Source organism: Azonexus sp. R2A61 (assembly GCF_021401135.1).
Classification (GTDB): Bacteria; Pseudomonadota; Gammaproteobacteria; order Burkholderiales; family Rhodocyclaceae; genus Azonexus.
On sequence record NZ_JACBFO010000002.1, the window covers coordinates 234,183 to 253,766 of the forward strand.

16 protein-coding genes and 1 tRNA gene are annotated in these 19,584 nt (G+C 62.7%); 8 read left to right on the top strand and 9 right to left on the bottom strand.

All coding sequences use genetic code 11. From position 1 onward, the window contains the following. Positions 1-4: 4 nt before the first annotated feature. A complete protein-coding gene (locus tag L0962_RS06280; protein ID WP_234085501.1) occupies positions 5-2,725 on the bottom strand; it encodes a filamentous hemagglutinin N-terminal domain-containing protein in 2,721 nt (906 codons plus the stop codon). 133 nt (positions 2,726-2,858) lie between these two features. Beyond that, positions 2,859-3,542: a response regulator transcription factor gene (locus L0962_RS06285; RefSeq protein WP_234085502.1), complete on the bottom strand. Its 684-nt coding sequence runs from the start codon at positions 3,540-3,542 to the stop codon at positions 2,859-2,861. Between the two features lie 103 nt (positions 3,543-3,645). On the opposite strand from L0962_RS06285, the gene L0962_RS06290 reads away from it, so the two are divergent. From L0962_RS06290 to L0962_RS06320, 7 genes are all read left to right on the top strand, one after another. After that, on the top strand, positions 3,646-5,253 hold the full coding sequence (locus L0962_RS06290; protein ID WP_234085503.1) for a transporter substrate-binding domain-containing protein: 1,608 nt from the start codon (positions 3,646-3,648) through the stop codon (positions 5,251-5,253). A gap of 164 nt (positions 5,254-5,417) precedes the next feature. Further along, on the top strand, positions 5,418-7,031 hold the full coding sequence (locus tag L0962_RS06295) for a GGDEF domain-containing protein (RefSeq protein WP_234085504.1): 1,614 nt from the start codon (positions 5,418-5,420) through the stop codon (positions 7,029-7,031). 267 nt (positions 7,032-7,298) lie between these two features. Next, complete coding sequence (locus L0962_RS06300) at positions 7,299-8,495, top strand: acetylornithine transaminase (RefSeq protein WP_234085505.1); 1,197 nt, start codon at positions 7,299-7,301, stop codon at positions 8,493-8,495. Then, positions 8,492-9,088: a transglutaminase family protein gene (locus L0962_RS06305; protein ID WP_234085506.1), complete on the top strand. Its 597-nt coding sequence runs from the start codon at positions 8,492-8,494 to the stop codon at positions 9,086-9,088. Before L0962_RS06300 ends, L0962_RS06305 begins: the two co-directional genes overlap by 4 nt. Before the next feature lie 17 nt (positions 9,089-9,105). After that, a complete protein-coding gene (gene chrA, locus L0962_RS06310) occupies positions 9,106-10,302 on the top strand; it encodes a chromate efflux transporter (RefSeq protein ID WP_234085507.1) in 1,197 nt (398 codons plus the stop codon). A gap of 51 nt (positions 10,303-10,353) precedes the next feature. Then, the gene (locus L0962_RS06315) at positions 10,354-10,647 is read left to right on the top strand and encodes a DUF1330 domain-containing protein (RefSeq protein ID WP_234085508.1); all 294 of its coding nucleotides are present in this window, start codon (positions 10,354-10,356) and stop codon (positions 10,645-10,647) included. Between the two features lie 835 nt (positions 10,648-11,482). Then, positions 11,483-12,172, top strand: coding sequence for a DUF4145 domain-containing protein (locus L0962_RS06320; protein WP_234085509.1), 690 nt, complete (start codon positions 11,483-11,485; stop codon positions 12,170-12,172). 164 nt (positions 12,173-12,336) lie between these two features. On the opposite strand, the gene L0962_RS06325 is transcribed toward L0962_RS06320, so the two are convergent. From L0962_RS06325 to L0962_RS06355, 7 genes are all read right to left on the bottom strand, one after another. After that, positions 12,337-12,412 (bottom strand) — tRNA-Asn (locus L0962_RS06325). 62 nt (positions 12,413-12,474) lie between these two features. After that, the gene (gene ylqF / locus L0962_RS06330) at positions 12,475-13,416 is read right to left on the bottom strand and encodes a ribosome biogenesis GTPase YlqF (protein WP_234085510.1); all 942 of its coding nucleotides are present in this window, start codon (positions 13,414-13,416) and stop codon (positions 12,475-12,477) included. Between the two features lie 2 nt (positions 13,417-13,418). Next, complete coding sequence (gene moaD / locus L0962_RS06335; RefSeq protein WP_234085511.1) at positions 13,419-13,667, bottom strand: molybdopterin converting factor subunit 1; 249 nt, start codon at positions 13,665-13,667, stop codon at positions 13,419-13,421. Beyond that, positions 13,664-14,887 (bottom strand): gephyrin-like molybdotransferase Glp, encoded by a 1,224-nt coding sequence (glp, locus tag L0962_RS06340; RefSeq protein ID WP_234085512.1) that lies wholly within the window; start codon positions 14,885-14,887, stop codon positions 13,664-13,666. Before glp ends, moaD begins: the two co-directional genes overlap by 4 nt. Further along, positions 14,881-15,402, bottom strand: coding sequence for a molybdopterin-guanine dinucleotide biosynthesis protein B (gene mobB / locus L0962_RS06345; RefSeq protein ID WP_234085513.1), 522 nt, complete (start codon positions 15,400-15,402; stop codon positions 14,881-14,883). The genes glp and mobB overlap by 7 nt, the downstream gene beginning before the upstream one ends. A 17-nt stretch (positions 15,403-15,419) precedes the next feature. Next, on the bottom strand, positions 15,420-16,553 hold the full coding sequence (locus tag L0962_RS06350) for a hypothetical protein (protein WP_234085514.1): 1,134 nt from the start codon (positions 16,551-16,553) through the stop codon (positions 15,420-15,422). Then, positions 16,550-18,475 carry an ATP-dependent DNA helicase gene (locus tag L0962_RS06355; protein ID WP_234085515.1) on the bottom strand — a complete coding sequence of 642 codons (1,926 nt, stop codon included), beginning with the start codon at positions 18,473-18,475 and terminating at the stop codon, positions 16,550-16,552. The genes L0962_RS06350 and L0962_RS06355 overlap by 4 nt, the downstream gene beginning before the upstream one ends. A gap of 356 nt (positions 18,476-18,831) precedes the next feature. Here L0962_RS06355 and L0962_RS06360 point away from each other — a divergent pair, with 356 nt between their 5' ends. Beyond that, positions 18,832-19,545, top strand: a complete 714-nt coding sequence (locus tag L0962_RS06360; protein WP_234085516.1) for a response regulator transcription factor — start codon at positions 18,832-18,834, stop codon at positions 19,543-19,545. The last annotated feature ends 39 nt before the right edge of the window (positions 19,546-19,584 follow it).

The following is a 19,584-nucleotide window of genomic DNA, read 5'->3' on the forward strand; positions in this document are numbered from 1 at the left end:
TACGTTATTGGTTTTTATCAGAATTATTGTCGCCCTGGGTGCCATAATTCACACCGCCAGCCACCCGGAGTACAGTCATGAAACCATTCGGTGTGCTCCCCCCCGAAGTTGCATCAAAATTCGGAAGTTGTTCAGCAGGAGCGTCAGGCGACACCCCGCTTCCCTGAGCACCGGTAGCGGGACCAGCATTGCCTGAGCCCGCGGGCTGCGTGGGAACATCCAGGAAAGCCAGTCCTCCCGAAAGGTTGGGCGTCCCCAAAGGATTATTACCGAAACTGGCCCCAGGTACCCCTCCCAGACTGCTTGCAGCAGCCGTTCCACTCTGCACGTTTTCCGGCACGGCCACGCCGCTAACCGTGGAACCACCACTCGCGGTATTGCCAACCATCTGTCCGATGGTCCCCTGCACATTCGATATCGCTGCCTGCTCCGGAATATTGGAAACCGGCGCGCTCGGTGTGCTGGGAGTTACGCCGGCCGACTGACCGACGTTGTTGATCACGTTATTGATCTGGGAAACCGGTGCCGCTGCGTAAAACCAGGTCAAGGAGCTACTTTGCGCATTCGCCACATCCCCAAGATTCATGAAAATGGCGTAAGAGCCATCATGATATGCGGAGATCGCCGAGGAGACCGGGTCCTTCTGAACGATACGACCGGAGAAATCGCCCCAGTTGTTGAACAGCGTATTGGTGCCCGGCGTCGTCGAATAGAAGAGAATCGCCGCCCCCTGGGCCGTCGTCGAATTCGGATCATCTTCGGAGACCAGAATGGCGCTACCGAGATCGTTCTGATTCTGGATGCGTTCGAAGCCACTGGCGCCAATATTGCCCTTGGTCTTGTAATTGCTGTCGTTGACCGCAATCCAGTCATCCGAGGTACCGATCCAGATACGGACATTGCTCTTGTCGGCACCGCTAATGTTATTGATCGTCGTTGTCGTCTTCAGGAAATTACTGTTCTGTTCCAGCGTGTAAGCGTTGGTCAGTTTGATCTGCCCCTCGGCGCCAAATGTGTAGGTATTGGTCGCCGTGATCGTGCCAACCCCTTCCTGATATTTGGCAATGTTGATGCTCTGACCGGCGGTCGTGAAAGAGCTATTGCTACCACCGCTGGTGTAGGAGATCACGCCAGAGGTATTCCAGCCGCCGTTATTCGTTCCGCCGACCCCGACCGCCATATCCAATGCATAATCGGAGTAGGTCAAAGGAAACCAGTCGTTACGGCCACTTGAGACATTGTCGAAATACCAGGGCTGAAGCAACATGCCAAGAGAATTCAGGGAAGCTTCGGTACCGTTGCCAAATCGGAGGAACCCATTATCGAAGACCAGGTTCTTGACACTGCCGCCACTCCCCTTCTTCCAGGTGAATGCCGCCGGATTCGGAATCAGCACATCAACACCATCGGCAACACGATATGCGCTGCCGGCACCGCTCGCCGTTGCCTGTCCATATTCAAAAGCCAGACTGGCGCTTCCTGAGGCCAACAAACTCGCATTGACGTTGATATCGTTACCGGCCGACAGCGTCAGTTTGTTGGCATTCCAGGCAATCGACTCATTGACGTCGATATTGTTGTCAGCCGCAATTGTGACATTCGTATTCCCGCCCCCCGACGACAAGGCATCGGCAATTACCGAAGCACCGACCGACGCCCCCCCGATGGCACCATTACCACTGTCGATCGTGACGTTTACCGGATCAATCAACCATTCGGCTGCACGAATTTTAGTGCCGACATCGATATCCAGCGTCTTCCCGGAGGTTTCCACGAAACCGCCGGTGGCATCGAGCGTGCCCTCCACGTGAGTGTGACCGCCATGGGCAAACAGAATGATCTCGCCCTTCTCGCCAGTCGCCAACGCCTGCGCCTCGACAAGCCCCGTATTATTGATGACGCTGCTGGCCAGATTGTCCGCAGCCTGAGAAGTTAGCAAGACCGTACCGCCATTTGCCCTGATCGCCCCACCGTTGGCAATCAGCGTTTCCAGGGTGTCGTTTTCAATTTGCAGCTTGACTGGCCCACCCATATCCAGCGTCACGCGACTACCCGCACCGAGCAGGACATTACCGCCATCGGCGGTCAAGGAACCATTGTTGATGATCTTCGCAGCGATCAGCGCAATCGTGCCGCCGGGAGCCGCCGAGATGTTCCCCTGATTGATGATTGCGTTACCGCTGCTACCCGCAAAACGGTAGTTGCCGCTCATGAAATCGGCCGTTGCCATGTTCAATGTCGAAGCCACCAGACTACCGACGTTGACCTGTGCGGAAGGGGAAAAAAGAACCCCGTTGGGATTGATCAGGAACACCTGCCCGTTGGCCGTGAGTGCCCCCTGGATCACCGAAACATCCGATCCGAGCACGCGATTCAACGCCACCGCGCTGGCTGACGGCTGAACGAAATTGACCGAATTTCCCTGACCAATCGAGAAACTCTGCCAATCGATTGCCATATTGCCGGAAGCTTGCGTAATCGTCATCGCACTACCGGACTGCGCAATGGTCCCACTGCCGGCGACGACCGTCCCGCCGGTCGGCAGCGTCCCGCTGGCCCAGCCAGCGGCATTAAGCGAACCGAGCACCAGGCCCGCAGCCACCAGGCGAACTGCCCTGCCTCCACTCTTGCCTTTCGCGCGCGCAAATTCCGCGACAGCGACAAAAGCATTGAGAATATCGTTCCAGACCAGACGATAGGTGTGATTGAGGGAGGCACGTTTCATGACCAATCTCCAACAGCGTTCAAAAGTGTTGCCATTTATCGATCCATGACCAGCAAATGGCATTAAGCAGTTTGATGTTAGAGATTTTCAGAAATTTAGAACTTACATTTCCTTACATCAGATCAAACACGATTCACGAGAGCAGCACCGGTTCAAGAAAGATGTAACCCTGGTTCCGCAAACCCCGAAGCGGATTGGCATCAGCATTCGTTGCCCGGATCTTGTGGCGCAAGCGGCTGATCGCAACCTCCAGACGGCGGATATCGAAGGTAACCGGATCGCCGCCCAACGCCCTGATCAGGCACTCACGGCTAGCCTGTTGCCCCGGTTCGGAAACGATGGTGGAAAGCAGCAGATTCTCTGTCGCGGTCAGTCCCAAAGGGGTTCCTTGCGGAGACAGCAAGAGCAACTGCCGTGGTTTGAACAGCCATTGACCGGAAGCATTTCCCGCCAGTTGCACAGCTCTGGCCCTGGCCAGAACCACGGCCACCAGTTCTGTCATTTCTACTGGTTTGCACAAATAATTGTCAGCGCCCAGTTGCATCCCGTTAACACGATCGTCTAGCCCGGTACGGGCACTGAGCATCACGATGCCGAGGGCAGGATGTAACTTGCGCAAACGGCTGGCGATGGAAAAACCATCTTCACCCGGCAGACCGACGTCCAGCACAACGACCTGCGGAAGAAACACATCCCAAGCGGCATCCAGCAACTCGCCGTTCTCGCAAGCCAGTACTTTGAACCCACTGCGTTCCAGGTTGAAACAGACATCGTCCAGCAAATCCTGATTGTCTTCGACAACGGCGACACGAATCATGCTTCGGTTTTCCAATGACATTTTGAAAGCGGGCTGTAATGTGCCTGATGCCCTCGCCGATTAGCAAGCAGCCCAAATCCACGGCCTGTGGCAAGATATTCCGGTGAAAGCCCCCTTTATCCTGCTGCTGACCTTTTTGCTGCTGGCTGGCCAGCCCCTCGCCGCCACGCCGGCAGCCGTCGTACTGAGCGAAGCGGAACAAGCCTATGTGAGACAACTGGGCCCGGTCCGGATGTGCATCGACCCCGACTGGTACCCATTCGAGCACATCAGCGAATCCGGACTGCATGAAGGGATTGCTGCAGATCTTCTGGCCCTGGTCTCGCGGCGGACCGGCATCGGCATCCGCTTGCACCGGACGGCAAGCTGGCAGGAAAGCCTGGCCGCCTCCCGCAGCGGACAGTGCGAGTTGCTGAGCTTTCTCAACCAATCCCAGGAACGGGATCGATGGCTGATATTCACTCGACCGATCTTTCATGACCCGAACGTCATTCTGACCCGTGCCAGCCAGCCGGACATCACCAACCTGGCTGCATTGGGCCCGGTTACCGTTGCCCTTCCGAATGGCACCATGGTCAAGGAACGCCTGAAGAGCGAATATCCCAACCTGCGGATCATTCCGACCATCAGCGAACGGGAAGCGATCAACATGGTCGCCAGTGGCGTGGCCGACCTGACCATCCGATCACTGAATATTGCAGCCTTCACCATCAAGCAGGAAGGACTGTTCAATCTCAAAATCGCCGGGCGCATTCCCGACTACGACAACGCCCTGAGAATCGGCGTGATTCGCCAGGAACCAATGCTGCGCGACATCCTCGACAAGGGCGTTGCAACGATCACGCAGCATGAGCGCAATGCCATTTCGAACCGCCATGCCGGCGTCAGCCTGGTAACCCGGGTCGATTACCGGCTGTTCTGGGAAGTCCTGACCGCTGCCCTGCTGATCCTCGTATTGCTGGCCTCTCGCCATCGCAAGCAACGGCAACTCGATGCCGCGCGGATCGCCCTGATCGAACAAAAAGCGGCCAACGCACAACGAGCCCGCGAGGAACAGGGACGTCTGGTTGCCATGCTCTCGCACGAAGTCAAGACTCCGCTGGCGATGATCGACGGTGCCGTCCAGTCGCTCGGCCACCTGGTTGGCCGCGAGCAACCGGAAATCGGCCGACGACTGGACCGCATCCGGCGGGGTGTCCGACGACTGGAGAACCTGAGTGACCGTTTCCTGCACAAGGACCGCCTCGACAACGCCGCACTGCAACTGCGCAGAAGCCCGAGCGACCTGGTCGGGCTGGTTCACGAACTGCTCTCGGAACTGCCGGGCAACCAGCGCATCCGGCTCAATTCGCCCAACAGCCTGATCGCATCGATCGATGGCGGGCTCATGCAGATGGCCCTGAAAAATCTGATCGTCAACGCCCTGAACTACTCGCCATTCATCGAGCCGGTCACGGTCGACATTCGTCACGACGAAAAACAGGTCAGCGTCTCGGTCCGGGATTCCGGTCCCGGCATTCCCGCCGAACTGAAAGACAAACTCTTCGACTGCTATGTGCGTGGCAGCCACGGCTCGGACATTCCCGGCGCGGGGCTCGGGCTCTACATGGCCCAACGAATCGCGCAGCTTCACGGCGGCTCGATTCGCCTCGGAGAAACCGAAAACGGCAGTGAATTCATCCTGGCCTTTCCGATTGCTCAGGACGATTAGTCGGAAACACTTTCACCCCACCGCTCCGACCACTCCCGAATTCGCGCCCGCCCCTGATGGAATCAGGGCACAAAAAGGGGACGACACCTCGGGAAAACCCCGACACCCACGCCACTGTTGCCGACTTCGGTTATCCTGCTCGCCATAATGTTGCGACAGATAACATGAACCGCCCCAGCGCACTAACGCAGAGAATCCGCCATAGCATCATCACCCGGCTGATGGTGATCGGCATCGCCATCATCCTCACCGGGCTGGCGCTTCGTTTCTACATCACCAGCACTTTCCTGCGGGCCGAACTGGAAAACATCGTCGCCGCCCAACTCGACGCTTTTGCCGGCTACGTCGCCAGCGACATCGAACAGAAAATCGGCGAACGTCAGCATTTCCTGCGAAAACTGGCCGCCAGCCTGCCGCCGGCGCTGCTCGGCGATCCGCAAAAACTCCAGCAATGGCTGGCCGAACGGCAGGAACTGCAACCGCTATTCACCTACGGCATCGTCGCCCTCCGCGCCGACGGCATGGCCATCGCCGACGCGCCGGCCATTCCCGGGCGAAGCGGCAACAACTACCGCGACCGCGATTTCATCAAGGCCGCGCTGGCCGGCAACGAAAGCATCGGCAGACCGGTTATCGGGCGCAGTACCGGCAAACCCCTGCTGCCGATGGCTGCGCCCATCCGCGACGCCAGGGGCCGCATCATCGGTGCCATCGTCGGCGCCACGGCGCTCGCCGAAGCGGACTTCCTCGACCTGCTGCAAAGCCGCAAGATCGGCGCCAGCGGCGGCTTCCTGCTGATTTCACCGGCCGACGGCATTTTCGTGGCCGCCAGCAAACAGGAACTGATCTTCAAGCCGGTCGCCGCGCCCGGCATCAACCGGCTGCACGACCAGGCCATGAAAGGCTGGCGCGGTACCGGCATTACGGTCAACGCCCAGGGGGTCGAAGAAATCGTCGCCGTGGCCTCGGTACCCAGCACCGGCTGGTTCCTCGTTGCCCGCCTGCCGACCGAAGAGGCCTTCGCGATGGTCAGCCGCGCCAAATCCTTTCTCTACCGCAACGTCGTTCCCGGCGGGATCGTCCTGATCCTGCTGGCCGGCCTGACGCTGTTCTTCGTCCTGCGCCCGCTGTTCCTGGCTGCCGACCAGGCCGAACGGATGACCCGCGGCGAACTGCCGCTGGCCCCGCTGCCGGTGGTCAAGCAGGACGAAGTCGGCCACCTGACGACCGCCCTCAACCGTCTCATCAGCAAGCTGCTGGACAGCCAGCGCGAACTCTCCCAGATCGCCCATCACGACATCCTGACCGGCCTGCCCAACCGCCTGCTGCTCACCGACCGGGTCGAACAGGCGCTGGCCCGAGCACAACGCAACGACACCCGCCTGGCGCTGCTCTTCCTCGATCTCGACAACTTCAAGGTGATCAACGACAACCTCGGCCATGAAGCCGGCGACTCGGCGCTTGTCGAAACCGCCCGCCGCTTCTCCGGGGTGGTTCGCGACGCCGACACGCTGGCCCGCGTCGGCGGCGACGAATTCGTGCTGCTGGTTCCCGATCTGGAACCCGACGCCGTGCCCGGTGCCGTGCTCGCCGTCGCCACCAAGCTGATCGATACCGCCCGCCAGCCGATGATCGTATGCAACGAAACGCGCCTGCTCGGCGTTTCGGTCGGCATCGCCATCGGTGACTGCAACAGCAGCTTCGACGGCCTGATGAGCGCTGCCGACCAGGCCATGTACGAAGCCAAGAAAACCGGCGCCGGCTACCGCCTCGCTTGACAGCCCGCCGGCGCTTCCCCGACACTGCGGCCATGAACTTCACCGCCAGCGCACTCCGCCGACGTACCGCCGACGCCCGACGTCAATCGGGCGAGCCGGGCCGCGCGCAGGCGCAGCGACGGCGGATGGCAGCGCGCCGCTAGCGGCGCCGACGCAGCCCCAGCGTCACCCCCGCTTTTTCGCACCAGGCCACGGCTCACCCCGTGGCCTTTTTGTTGCGTCCGCGTTTTTCCCCCTGTGGTTTTTTGCCTTTTCAAGGAGTCGACCGTGAACCATCCATCCGCCCTTCCTTCCTCCGCCAGCCTGCTGCCGATCGCCGCCCGCCCGGACGTTCTCTTCGTCCGCGGCCAAGGCGCCTGGCTGTTCGATGCCGACGGCCGCCGCTACCTCGACTGGATGCAGGGCTGGGCGGTCAATTGCCTGGGCCATTCGCCGCAGGTCATCGTCGATGCCGTCGCGCAACAGGCGGCGACGCTGCTCAACCCCGGCCCGGCCTTCCACAACCTGCCGGCGATGCGCCTGGCCGAGAAACTGACCGCGCACAGCGGCTTCGACCACGTCTTCTTCGCCAGCTCCGGCGCCGAGGCCAACGAGGGCGCGATCAAGCTGGCGCGCAAATGGGGGCAGTTGCACAAGGGCGGCGCGCACGAGATCGTCACCTTCGTCGACGGCTTCCACGGGCGCACGCTGGCGACCATGTCGGCCAGCGGCAAGCCCGGCTGGGACACGCTCTTCGCGCCGCAGGTGGCGGGTTTCCCGAAAGCGCGGCTGAACGACATTGCCACGGTCGACCGGCTGATCGGACCAAAAACCGTCGCCGTCATGCTCGAACCGATCCAGGGCGAAGCCGGCGTCATCCCGGCCAGCGGCGACTTCCTGCGCCAGTTGCGGCAGTTGTGCGACGAACACCAACTGCTGCTCATCGTCGACGAAGTGCAGACCGGCGTCGGCCGCACCGGCCAGCTCTTCGCCCATAGCGCGCACGGCATCCAGCCTGACCTCATGACGCTCGGCAAGGGCCTCGGCGGCGGCCTGCCGATCTCGGCCCTGCTCGCCACCCGCGCCGCTTCCTGCTTCGCCCCCGGCGACCAGGGCGGCACCTACTGCGGCAACCCGCTGGTCTGCGCCGCCGGGCTGGCCGTGCTCGACACCCTGCTCGCCGACGGCTTCCTCGCCACCAGCCGGCAGCGCGGTGCAGAACTCGCCGCCGCGCTGCGCGCGCTGTCCGTCGAACTCGGCCTCGGCGCAGTGCGCGGCGAAGGCTTCCTGCTCGCCCTCGAACTCGGCGCCGACCTCGGCCCGGCCATCGTCGTCCGCGCCCGCGAACTCGGCCTGCTGGTCAACGCGCCGCGCCCGCACTGCCTGCGGCTGATGCCGGCGCTGAACACGACGGAAGCAGAAATCACCGAAGGCATCGCCCTGCTCCGCCGCGCCATTGCCGACGCGCAAGAGGCACAAGCATGAGTCCGGCCGAAAGCCCGATCTGGCTGGCTGCCAGCCGCATCATCGACTGGCGGCACCCAGCCGTCCTCGCCCGGGCGCATCAACTTGCCGCCGGCCTCGACGGCGACGCCGCCATCGCCGCCGCCTGCTTCCAGTTCGTGCGCGACGAAATCCGCCATAGCTGGGATTACCGGCTGAACCCGGTCACCTGCGCCGCCTCCGCCGTGCTCGAACACCGCACCGGCTACTGCTACGCCAAGAGCCACTTGCTCGCCGCGCTGCTGCGCGCCAACGGCATCCCGGCCGGCCTCTGCTACCAGCGCCTGACCATCGCCGACGAGCGCCCGCCGTACTGCCTGCACGGCCTCAACGCGGTCTATCTGGCGCAATACGGCTGGTACCGGATCGACGCGCGCGGCAACAAACCCGGCGTCGACGCGCAATTCACGCCGCCGCTCGAACGCCTGGCCTTTACGGTCAACCGGCCCGGCGAGGCAAATTTGCCCGGCATCCACGCCGAACCGCTGGCGGCGGTGCTGCAGGTGCTGGAAAGCGCCGGCGATTACCGCGAAGTCGCCGACCATCTGCCGGACATCGACATTACAATCGATTGAAAATCACGAGGGCAGTCATGTCAGCGCAGTACCCCGGCACCGCGAGCGAAGTCCTGAAGATTTTCCTGAAACTCGGCCTGACTTCGTTCGGCGGCCCGATCGCCCACCTGGGATATTTCCGCGCCGAATTCGTCGAACGCCGCCAATGGCTCAGCGACCGCCGCTATTCCGACCTGGTCGCGCTGTGCCAGTTCCTGCCCGGCCCGGCCAGCAGCCAGGTCGGCATGGCACTCGGACTGTGGCGGGCCGGCTGGCTCGGTGCGCTGGCCGCCTGGATGGGTTTCACGCTGCCCTCGGCCATCGCCCTGGTGCTGTTCGCGATGGGTGCGGTCAACGGCCAGGGCTGGGCACAATCCGGCATCGTCCATGGCCTCAAAGTGATGGCCGTGGCCGTCGTTGCACAGGCCGTCTGGGGTATGAGCCGCTCACTCTGCCCCGACCGCCACCGGCAGTGCCTCGCCATCGGCGCGGCAGCCATCCTCCTCGCCCTGCCAACCGCCTCCAGCCAGATACTGGTCATCGTGCTGGGCGGACTCATCGGCCGCTGGCTGCTGCCGACGCCGGATCGCCCGGCTACCGAACACGACGCACCGGGGGTCGGCCGCCAGACCGGCAGCGCACTGCTCGCACTGTTCGGCCTGCTGCTGCTCACGCTCCCCATCCTCGCCACCGTCGCGGATTCGCCGATGCTCTCGCGCCTGGCCGTTTTCTACCAGGCCGGTTCGCTGGTCTTCGGTGGCGGACACGTCGTCTTGCCGCTGCTGCAGACAAACATCGTGCCGCCCGGATGGCTGGGCAACGACCTCTTTCTCGCCGGCTACGCCGCGGCACAGGCCGTGCCCGGACCGCTATTCAGCTTTGCCGCCTACCTCGGCGCCGCCATGCCCGCACCGCTGGGGGGCTGGAGCGGTGGCATGCTGGCCCTGGCATCGATCTTCCTGCCGTCCTTCCTGTTGCTCGCCGGCGCCCTGCCTTACTGGGAAGCCCTGCGCCAGCTCAGCAACGTCCAGCGCGCCATGAGCGGCATCAACGCCGCCGTCGTCGGCATCCTGGCCGCCGCGCTCTACAACCCGGTCTGGACCAGCGCCATCCACCGCTGGCCCGACCTGGCAATGGCCCTCGCGGCCTTCGCGCTGCTGATCTCCGGACGGGTATCGCCGGTACTCGTCGTCGCGCTGACTGCCGCCACCGGCACCTTGCTCGCCAGCGGATGAAGGGCAAAACACAAAGACATTACAATCGACTAAAACCCAAGGAGACAAGACATGCCCGTCAAGATCATCGGCCTGATCCGCCTGAAAGACCCGGCCGCTTTCGACATCTACCGCAGCCAGGTCGGCGCCACCGTCGAACGCTACGGCGGCCACATCGCCGCCCGTGGCACGGTCGACAAGCCCTACTGGAACGAATTGCCCTGCCCCCCGTTCGAGGCCTACGTCGAACTCAGCTTCCCCAGTGCCGAAGACGCCGACCGCTGGGCCAACAGCCCGGAATACCGGGCGATTGTGCCGGTGCGGGAGAAGGCGATGGATTTGGTTTTGTTTCGGGTGCTGGGGTGAGGCGGTAAAGCTTTGGTGGCTGCAATCGGCCAAATGCAGCCATTCCCCACGGCAAGACAAAAGCCGACATTTGAATTCAATTGCCATGTTGCTGACGCTTGGCGCCGGCACAATTGCCAATGCCTTTGGTATAGTGCCGCGCATGACTGCCGTCTACTCTCGTTCATATTTTCAAACATCTGCTGGATGCCTGTGCTGGCTTTGTTTCCAAATTGATGCCCCGTCCAGAATATACGGCACCAAGCCAGCTTATACGGCGAAAACGCCGTCTACTTCACGTTAGGGCGCGAATGCTCAGACCGGCTGCACTTCTGCTCTTAAGCTCCCTCATCGCTGGGTGTTCGCCATCCCCTTTATCCGAGCGTATCGGCGAAGAAGCTCGGACACACAGCGCAGTCGATCTTGCGGCAATCACCAGCTTCGAATGGGACACTGTATTCATCTTCTCCCCTTACTCGACAAGCAAGGTCATTTGCCAAACGGTCGGCCCACTTTGGGCTAACTGCGAGAGTGCCGCTCCGCGCCAGGTCGCCGAGTCTGAGTTTCATGTGGTCTTCACCAATCGTGGTTCGTTTGTGGCGCAGGTGGTTCACTCTCGCGCCAACGGAGAGTTCTGCCAGTCAACCTGTGCCCTTCGGATCGCCAAACCCAATTCACTATTCAAAGTTGTTCCCTATTCGCCTCGAGAAAGTGAATCCCACTTCCTATTGGTTTCTCAACCCGCGCCCTAACCCGCGCTTCGAGGGGACCGCCGGCAAGCTGCGCTTGCCGGTTCCCTTCGGCCTTCGGCCTACGGCGGCCCCTCAAGCTAGACGTTAGGCATCTTGGAGAAACTATGCCGCGCGAAATAAAGTATCTGGTGAACAAAACCCAAGGCGAAGAACACGATCTTCCATGCGTTAAATGCACGGGTAAAACTGCACATAAGGTATTAGCATCGATGGATGTTCGTGGATCAGAAGGAGATCGCGAATATTCGTTTGATTGGTCTACCGATTACCAAATTGTTCAATGTCAAGGCTGCAAAACAATTTCATTCAGGGAAGCTAGCTCGAATTCAGAAGACTACTACCCAATTAGCCATGACGAATATGAGTACGCCGTCTCGGAAAATCTATACCCCTCGCGCATTGACGGGGTCAAAGGCTTAGGGGACGAAACCCATTACCTACCATCAAACGTGAGGCGTATTTATGATGAAACGCTTCACACCCTCTCTAGCCAATCACCAGTCCTCGCCGCGATAGGTCTTCGTGCATTGCTTGAAACCGTCTGCAAAGAGAAAAATGCGGCGGGAAAGGACTTGCTGAAAAAAATTGATGATTTGGTTACTAAAGGAATCCTAACTCCGGCGGGTGCTGCGATTCTTCACAAAATTCGCTCTCTTGGAAACGCAGCGGTACATGAAGTAAAGCCGCACAGTGACAAGCAACTGGCTCTTGCAATGGACATCATTGAACACCTGCTTAAAGACGTTTACATCTTGCCAAAACAAGTTGAAACCGAGTTTGAAGATGATGCCTAACATCACAATCCACCGGACCTTCGGCAAGCTGCGCTTGCCTCTGTCCGGTGATTTTCAACGTTAACGTCCGCTTTCCCAAATCGCCAGACTTCCGCTTAGGGTCGATATCAGCTCCTAAAAAGCAAAACGGCCATCTCCTGAGAGATGGCCGTTTTGCTTTGTTCTGGCTCCTCGACCTGGGCTCGAACCAGGGACCTACGGATTAACAGTCCGGCGCTCTACCGACTGAGCTATCGAGGAACAATCCCGCCGGGCGGCGGGAAGGCGCGCATTATAACCAGCTTTGCGGAAAAGGAAACCCCCTATTGCCCGGGGTCTTCGACGGTCGGGCCGGTTTCTTCGGGATTCTCGCGGTCGACCGCGGCAGCGGGCGGTTTTTCCAGTTCGGCCTGGCGGGTGGCGCGCAGGGTCGGGGTTTCCAGGCTGATGCGGCCGAGGGTGCCGGTGCGGTAATCGTTGAGCAGGATGCCGGCGGCCTTTTCGAGGTCGAGCTCGCCGCCGCGGCCCTTGATCAGGCAGCCGCGCTTTTTGGCGATGGCTTCGAGCACGGCGACGGCGTCCATGCCTTGCAGGTCGAAGCCGTAGCGGGCCTGGAGCAGCGCCGGGTAGTGTTCGAGCAGGTAGCCGGCGAGCCAGGTGGCGACTTCGTCGTCGATGTAGGCGTTGACGCCGACGGCGTGGCTGGCGGCGAGCATCAGGCCGTCGATCGGGTGGTCGATCTTCGGCCACAGCATGCCGGGGGTGTCGTAGAGGGTCAGCCGCGAGCTGATGTCGATGCGCTGCTGGCTTTTGGTCACCGCGGGCTGGTCGCCGACGGCGGCGACCTTCTTCTTGACCAGCGCGTTCATCAGCGTCGATTTGCCGACGTTGGGGATGCCCATGATCATCAGCCGCAGCGGTTTGACGGCGTCGCAGCGGTGCGGCGCGAGTTTCTGTGCCAGCGCGGGGATTTTCGCCACGTCGCCGGCCTTCTTGCACGAGATGGCGACGGCCATCACGCCCGGCTGTTTGGCGAAGTGATCCAGCCAGGCCTTGGTGGCGGCGGGATCGGCGACGTCGGCCTTGTTCAGCAGCTTGAGGCAGGGACGCTGCCGGAAGGTGCGCAGTTCGTGGATCATCGGGTTGCTGGAGGCCTGCGGCAGGCGGGCGTCGAGCACTTCGACGACGACATCGGCCATGGCCAGCGTCTCGCCCGCTTTCTTGCGGGCCGAGGTCATGTGACCGGGGAACCATTGGATGGACATCGTCAGCCTCCGGTGACCGGCGGGAAGAAGGCGACTTCGTCGCCGTCGCGGACCGCCGTGGCGGCGTCGGCCATGTCCTGGTTAACGGCGCAGCGCAGGTTTTTCGCGGTGGCGAGCGCCGCCCTGCCCTGGCCGACCAGCCAGTCGCGCAGCGCGCCGACGGTGTCGATGCCGGCCGGCGGCTGGACGCTTTCGCCGGCGGTGCCGAAGGTTTCGCGCAGGCTGGCGAAGTAGAGAACCTGGATGCTCATCCCAGCAGCTCCGAGAAAGGAATGAAGGTGACCGGGTCGCCCGGCTGTACGGTGCTGTTCGGCTGGTTGCAGACGAGACCGTCGGCCCAGCACAGCGAGGTGACGACGGCCGAGCCCTGGTTCGGGTAGATTTCGACGCTGCCGTCGTCGGTGATGCGGCCGCGCAGGAATTCCATGCGCTGGTCCGGCTTTTTCCAGACGTAGGCGGCGGGCAGCGTGACGCTGCGCGGGCGCACTTTGTCGACACCCTGCAGGCGCAGGATGAAGGGGCGCACCAGCATCACGAAGGTGGCGTAGGCGGCCACCGGGTTGCCGGGCAGGCCGAGGAACCAGGCGGTTTGCCGGCCGTCGTCGCTGCCGGCCGGCCGGCGCACTTCGCCGAAGGCCAGCGGCTTGCCGGGCTTGATGGCGATCTTCCACAGATTCAGGCTGCCTTCGGCCTCGACCGCCGGCTTGACGTGGTCTTCCTCGCCGACCGACACGCCGCCGCTGGTGACGATCAGGTCGTTGTCGGCCGCCGCGCGGCGCAGCGCGTCGCGGGTGGCATCGAGATTGTCCGGTACGGCGCCGAGGTCGCGCACTTCGCAGCCCAGGCCTTCGAGCAGCGTGCGCAGCATGTAGCGGTTGGAGTTGTAGATGCCGCCCGGCGGCAGCGGCTCGCCGGGTGCGGTCAACTCGTCGCCGGTGAAGAAAACGCCGACGCGGATGCGCCGGTAGACCGGCAGTTCCGGCAGCCCGGCCGACGCGGCCAGGGCGATTTCCTGCGCCCGCAGACGGACGCCGGCGCGCAGGATCTGGCCGCCGCAGGCGATGTCCTCGCCGCGCCAGCGGATGTTCTCGCCGTCGCGCGGGACATGATTGACGACGACGTCGCCGTCGACCGCGTCGCAACGTTCCTGCATCACCACGGCGGTGGCGCCCGGCGGGATCGGCGCGCCGGTGAAGATGCGCGCGGCGGTGCCCGGCTGCAGTTCGCTGCCGACGCTGCCGGCCGGAATGCGCTGGCTGACCGGCAGGCGGACGCCGGCTTCGGCGATGTCGGCAACGCGCACCGCGTAGCCGTCCATCGCCGAATTATCGAGCGGCGGTACGTCGACCGTGGCATCCTGCGCGCGGGCCAGCACGCGGCCGGCGGCGGCGGTCAGCGGCACGTGGCGGATTTCCTCGACCGGCCGGGCGGCGGCCAGCAGTTCGGCCAGGGCTTGTTCGTAAGTCAGCATGGGGTTACCTGCATGGGGGTTGCCTGCAATTCGCAATGACGGATGACGAAGTCGGCCACCGCGTCGATGTCGTTCAGGGGCAGCACCGGGATCGGCGCGGCGATGGCCTCGTCGCAGGCGACGGCGACGATGTCGTCGCGCTCGGCGAAGAGCGGCGGTTTGCCGTTGGCCGGCCGATGCACTTCCAGCTTGGGCACCGGTTCCTGCTTGAAGCCTTCGACCAGCACCAGATCGCACGGCGCCAGCCGGGCGACCAGTTCGGCCAGCACCGGCTCCGGCTCGTGGCGGCATTCGTGCATCAGCGCCCAGCGCGAGCCGCTGGCCAGCATCACTTCGCTGGCGCCGGCCTCGCGGTGGCGCCAGGAATCCTTGCCCGGTTTGTCGATGTCGAAGCCGTGGTGCGCGTGCTTGATCACCGAGATTTTGAGGCCGCGCGCGATCAGGCGGGGAATCAGTTTTTCCAGCAGGGTCGTCTTGCCGGAGCCGGACCAGCCGGCGATGCCGAATATCTTCATGGGCGGATTTTACCTGCTCAGGCGGCGAACACCGGCGCAAAGCCGCCGCCGGGGGTGCGGAAGTTGGTCGTCTGGCCCTGGTAGAGCCGCGCGGCGACGAGCTGGATGCGGCCGTCGTAGACGTAGCAGCGGAAGTCGGCCTTCATCGTCTGCGGCTGGCCGGCGACGAGGATTTCATGTTCGGACGGCGGGGCGATTTCCTGGGCCAGGTAATCGCCGGCGAGGATTTCGTCGAACACGCGGCGGGTCAGCTTGTCGCCACGGTAGGCGGCACGGCTGCCGAAACCGGCGGGCGGCTTGAAGAACCAGTGCTTGCGGCCGGCCCAGAGATTTTCCGCATCGGCCGGGTCGACCGCGACGGTGCGCGGCACGGCGGCGAGCAGAATCTGCTGGGTGTTGCGGTCGACCGCAAGATCGGCCAGTTTTTGCGGATCGGACAGCGTCGTCAGGTGGCGTTTGTCGGCGTGCGTGGCATGCGCCGCGGGATGCGGCGTGAGCACCACGCCGCCGGCGGCGAAAACCTCGCGGATGTCGCGGTCGACCGCAGCATCGAGGTAAAAATCGGTCAACCGGTTGTAGATCAGGTCCACCGGCTGGCCGTCGTGCAGCAGACGGTCGCCGGCGCGCTGCAGATCGGCCGGATCGGCGATTGCCGCGGCGATGCCGTTGGCGGCGAACAGGTCGCGGAACAGTTCGAACTCCGGCGCCAGGAACTGGCCGGCCGGTTCCCGGTCGACGATGACGATCTTGCGCAGCGGCGCGTCGCCGCGGACCAGCCGCCATTCTTCGCGGAACATCGCCAGCAGTTCGGCGATGACGCGGGCGCCGTCGTCTGCCCGGCCGTGCGCGGCGAGCAGGTAGACGTTGAGCAGGCCGCCGCCGGCGTTGGTGTTGATTTCGATCAGTTTCGGGCCGTCGACCGTGAGATGGAAGTCGTAGCCCATGAACACGCCGCGCGCGGCGGTCGGCACGCGGGCGATTTCCGGGGCGCCGGCCAGCGCCTCGGCACGGAAAGCCGGCAGCGCCAGCACCGATTCAATGGCGCCGACCCGCTCGGCCATCGCCTGCAGTTGCGCCGCCGGCACGCGGATGTCGGCGGCCGAGAAGAGTTGCGGCTGGCGGGCGGCCAGGCGCTCGAAGGTGGTTTTCATCGTTGGGCGAAAAAGTCGAGGACGACCTGCAATTCACGCGTGCGTTTCATCGGCGGCAGACTTTGCCAGACCTTGCGCCCGTACGGCTTTGATATAAGTCGTGGATCGCAGATCATCAGCACGCCCTTGTCGGCCTCGTCGCGGATCAGCCGGCCGGCGCCCTGCTTGACGTTGATCACGGCGCGCGGCAGCTGATATTCGATGAAGGCGTTGCGGCCCTGCTTCTTCATCTCTTCGATGCGCGCCGACAGCACCGGATCGTCGGGCGGCGCGAAGGGAATCTTGTCGATGACGACCAGCGACAGCGCCTCGCCACGCACGTCCACGCCTTCCCAGAAGCTCTGGCTGCCGACCAGGATGGCGTTGCCGAGATAGCGGAAGCGCTGCAGCAATTCGTTCTTGCTGCCCTCGCCCTGGACCAGCAGCGGCAGGTCGAGGCCTTCGTTTTCGATCTTCGTCTTCAGCAGTTCGTGCGTGCGGCGCATCGCGCGCAGGCTGGTGCACAAGAAGAAGGCGCCGCCGCCGGCCGCCTTGACCGCCGGCCAGGCGGCATCGACGACGGCTTCGGTGTAGTGAAAGGCGTTGGGATCGGGCATGCCGAGCGGCGCGTAGAGCACCGCCTGCTCGCCGTAGTCGAAGGGGCTGTGCCAGCAGCCGGATTCCGGCTCGCCGAGGCCGAGTTCGGCGCAGTAATGGTGGAACTTGCCCTGCACGGCGAGCGTCGCCGAGGTGAAGATCCAGGCGCGCGGGTGGCCGCCCATCTGCTTGCGGAAGATGTTGGCGACGTCGAGTGGCGTGGCGTTCAGTTGCAGCGACTGGGTGAAGGCCTCGCCCCAGAAAACGTAGCCGGCATCGACCGGATTGCGCCAGCGCGAGAGGCGTTCGCGCAGTTCGGTCGCGCGCTGCCAGCATTTTTCCAGGCCCTCGGCGCGCTGCGCCTGGGTTTCCAGCAGGGCGACGAACTTTTCCAGTTCGCTTTCGAGCAGGGCCAGCGCCGGGGAAAATTCGGGCCGTTCGAGCAGTTGACCGGCGGAATAGCGGCCGCTGTCGATACCGACCGCCAGCCGCAGGTCGCGTGCCGCTTTTTCCACCGCTTTCGACAGCGGCGTCAGGTCGAGGCAGTCGCGCGCATGCTGCAGGCCTTCGGCGCGGGCGTCGCGGGTCAGGTCGAGCACTTGTGCGGTCGACACGCTGTCGCCGAAGAAAAGCGTCGCCACTTCCGGCAGTTGGTGCGCCTCGTCGAAGATCACCGTGTTGCAGGCCGGCAGCAGTTCGGCCATGCCTTCGTCGCGCAGCATCACGTCGGCAAAGAACAGGTGATGATTGACGACGACCAGGTCGGCGGCCATCGCCTCCTTGCGCGCCTGCATCACGAAGCAGGTCTTGTAGTCCGGGCAATCCTGGCCGAGACAGTTGTCGCGCGTCGACGTGGCGTGGTTCCAGACCGGCGAGTTCTCGTTCACTTCCAGGCATTCGGCCTTGTCGCCGCTCTGCGTGGTCTTGGCGAACACGGCGATGCGCCGGGCGTCGGCGGCGTCTTCCTTGCTCAGGAAACGGCCGTCGGCCAGCGAGCGGTTCAGATGATAGGGACAGACGTAATTGGCCCGCCCCTTGAGCAGCGCGATACGCACCGGCGCCTTCAGCACCTCGCGGACCATCGGCAGGTCCTTGTTGAACAGCTGGTCCTGCAGGGTCTTGGTGCCGGTCGACACGATCACCTTGCCGTGCGACTTCAGCGCCGGCACCAGATAGGCGAAGGTCTTGCCGGTGCCGGTACCGGCCTCGGCGATGAATACCGCGTTGTTCCGGATCGCCTCGGCCACCCGCTCGGCCATCTCGACCTGTTGCGGGCGCACGCGATAGCCCCCGATGGCAGTAGCCAGCGGGCCGTCGGGCGCGAAGATTTCCTGGAGGGATGACACGGGGAAGGCCTTTATTCAGGGCCGGCATCTTAGCAGATCGGCCCGTTTTTCCCTTCAACAACGCCGCTGCTCAAGGAGCGGGAGAGACGCTAACGCAAGGGGTTTCGGGACATTTTCTGTTTTTTGAAGCAGCGCCGCCAATTGGTTAACTTTGCTTTACAAAACATCACTGAGCTTTTTGCCACTTATTTAGCACTAATGGCACTAGCGATCGATTATTTGTTGATTTCGCAAGAAAGCATCAGGAAAGGCAAGTGAACCCCCTGTAGAAAACCCCTATATTCGGGGCAACTATTCCAGCCCCTCAACGAAAACAACGGCAGTAAAACAGCCCCTCCTTCTAAAAAAATCGACACATGTTTCAAATCTGCATCATCGACGACCAACCGGAATCACGCCTTTCGATCCATGACGCGCTGAGACAGTCAGGGCATGAACTTCTGTTTTTTGCCGAATTGAACGACCTCTACCTGCATCTGCTGCAAGCGCATTGCGCCATTGCCATTGTGGACACCCATCGGCTATCGCAGGATAACGCGGCCGTTATCAAAACCTTGCGTCGGATTGCACCGACCATCGGCATCGTTGGCTTGCTGGAAAACGATGACGAATCCGAAAAACTCGATCTGCTGGAGCACGGCGCAGATTACTGCATCCAAAGGCCGGGCGATCCCAGGGAACTGCAGATCGTCGTCGACAACCTGCTGGCGCGTCTGCACAGACTCCTGGGGACACCAAGAAATGCGCCGGAGCCGGAAGACAAGAGCGCCTGGCGTCTAATCAACGATGGCTGGTCGCTGAACAGTCCGGACGGCCGGGAAATCGGGCTGACCATCAAGGAACGGCAGATTTTGCTGCGCCTGTTCGGCGACGCCGGCGAAATCGTCTCGCGCGAAGATCTCGTTCGTTCGCTTGGCGAAGACATCTACAACTACGACTACTCGGGACTCGATGCCCTGGTCAGCCGCTTGCGCAAAAAAATTGCCGATCAGGGCCTGACCTTTCCGCTGCGTACCGTCCGCGGCAAGGGTTTCCTGCTCCTGCCCCACTCCGAGCGCACTAGCGATTGAACGGAACGGCAGTCCGGCCAAATATCCAAAACATACCAA

Coding starts and splice junctions, on each gene's coding strand:
- L0962_RS06280 (WP_234085501.1), bottom strand. CDS start 2,725: ATGAAACGTGCCTCCCTCAATCACACCTATCGTCTGGTCTGGAACGAT.
- L0962_RS06285 (WP_234085502.1), bottom strand. CDS start 3,542: ATGATTCGTGTCGCCGTTGTCGAAGACAATCAGGATTTGCTGGACGAT.
- L0962_RS06295 (WP_234085504.1), top strand. CDS start 5,418: ATGAACCGCCCCAGCGCACTAACGCAGAGAATCCGCCATAGCATCATC.
- L0962_RS06305 (WP_234085506.1), top strand. CDS start 8,492: ATGAGTCCGGCCGAAAGCCCGATCTGGCTGGCTGCCAGCCGCATCATC.
- chrA (WP_234085507.1), top strand. CDS start 9,106: ATGTCAGCGCAGTACCCCGGCACCGCGAGCGAAGTCCTGAAGATTTTC.
- L0962_RS06315 (WP_234085508.1), top strand. CDS start 10,354: ATGCCCGTCAAGATCATCGGCCTGATCCGCCTGAAAGACCCGGCCGCT.
- L0962_RS06320 (WP_234085509.1), top strand. CDS start 11,483: ATGCCGCGCGAAATAAAGTATCTGGTGAACAAAACCCAAGGCGAAGAA.
- ylqF (WP_234085510.1), bottom strand. CDS start 13,416: ATGTCCATCCAATGGTTCCCCGGTCACATGACCTCGGCCCGCAAGAAA.
- moaD (WP_234085511.1), bottom strand. CDS start 13,667: ATGAGCATCCAGGTTCTCTACTTCGCCAGCCTGCGCGAAACCTTCGGC.
- glp (WP_234085512.1), bottom strand. CDS start 14,887: ATGCTGACTTACGAACAAGCCCTGGCCGAACTGCTGGCCGCCGCCCGG.
- mobB (WP_234085513.1), bottom strand. CDS start 15,402: ATGAAGATATTCGGCATCGCCGGCTGGTCCGGCTCCGGCAAGACGACC.
- L0962_RS06350 (WP_234085514.1), bottom strand. CDS start 16,553: ATGAAAACCACCTTCGAGCGCCTGGCCGCCCGCCAGCCGCAACTCTTC.
- L0962_RS06360 (WP_234085516.1), top strand. CDS start 18,832: ATGTTTCAAATCTGCATCATCGACGACCAACCGGAATCACGCCTTTCG.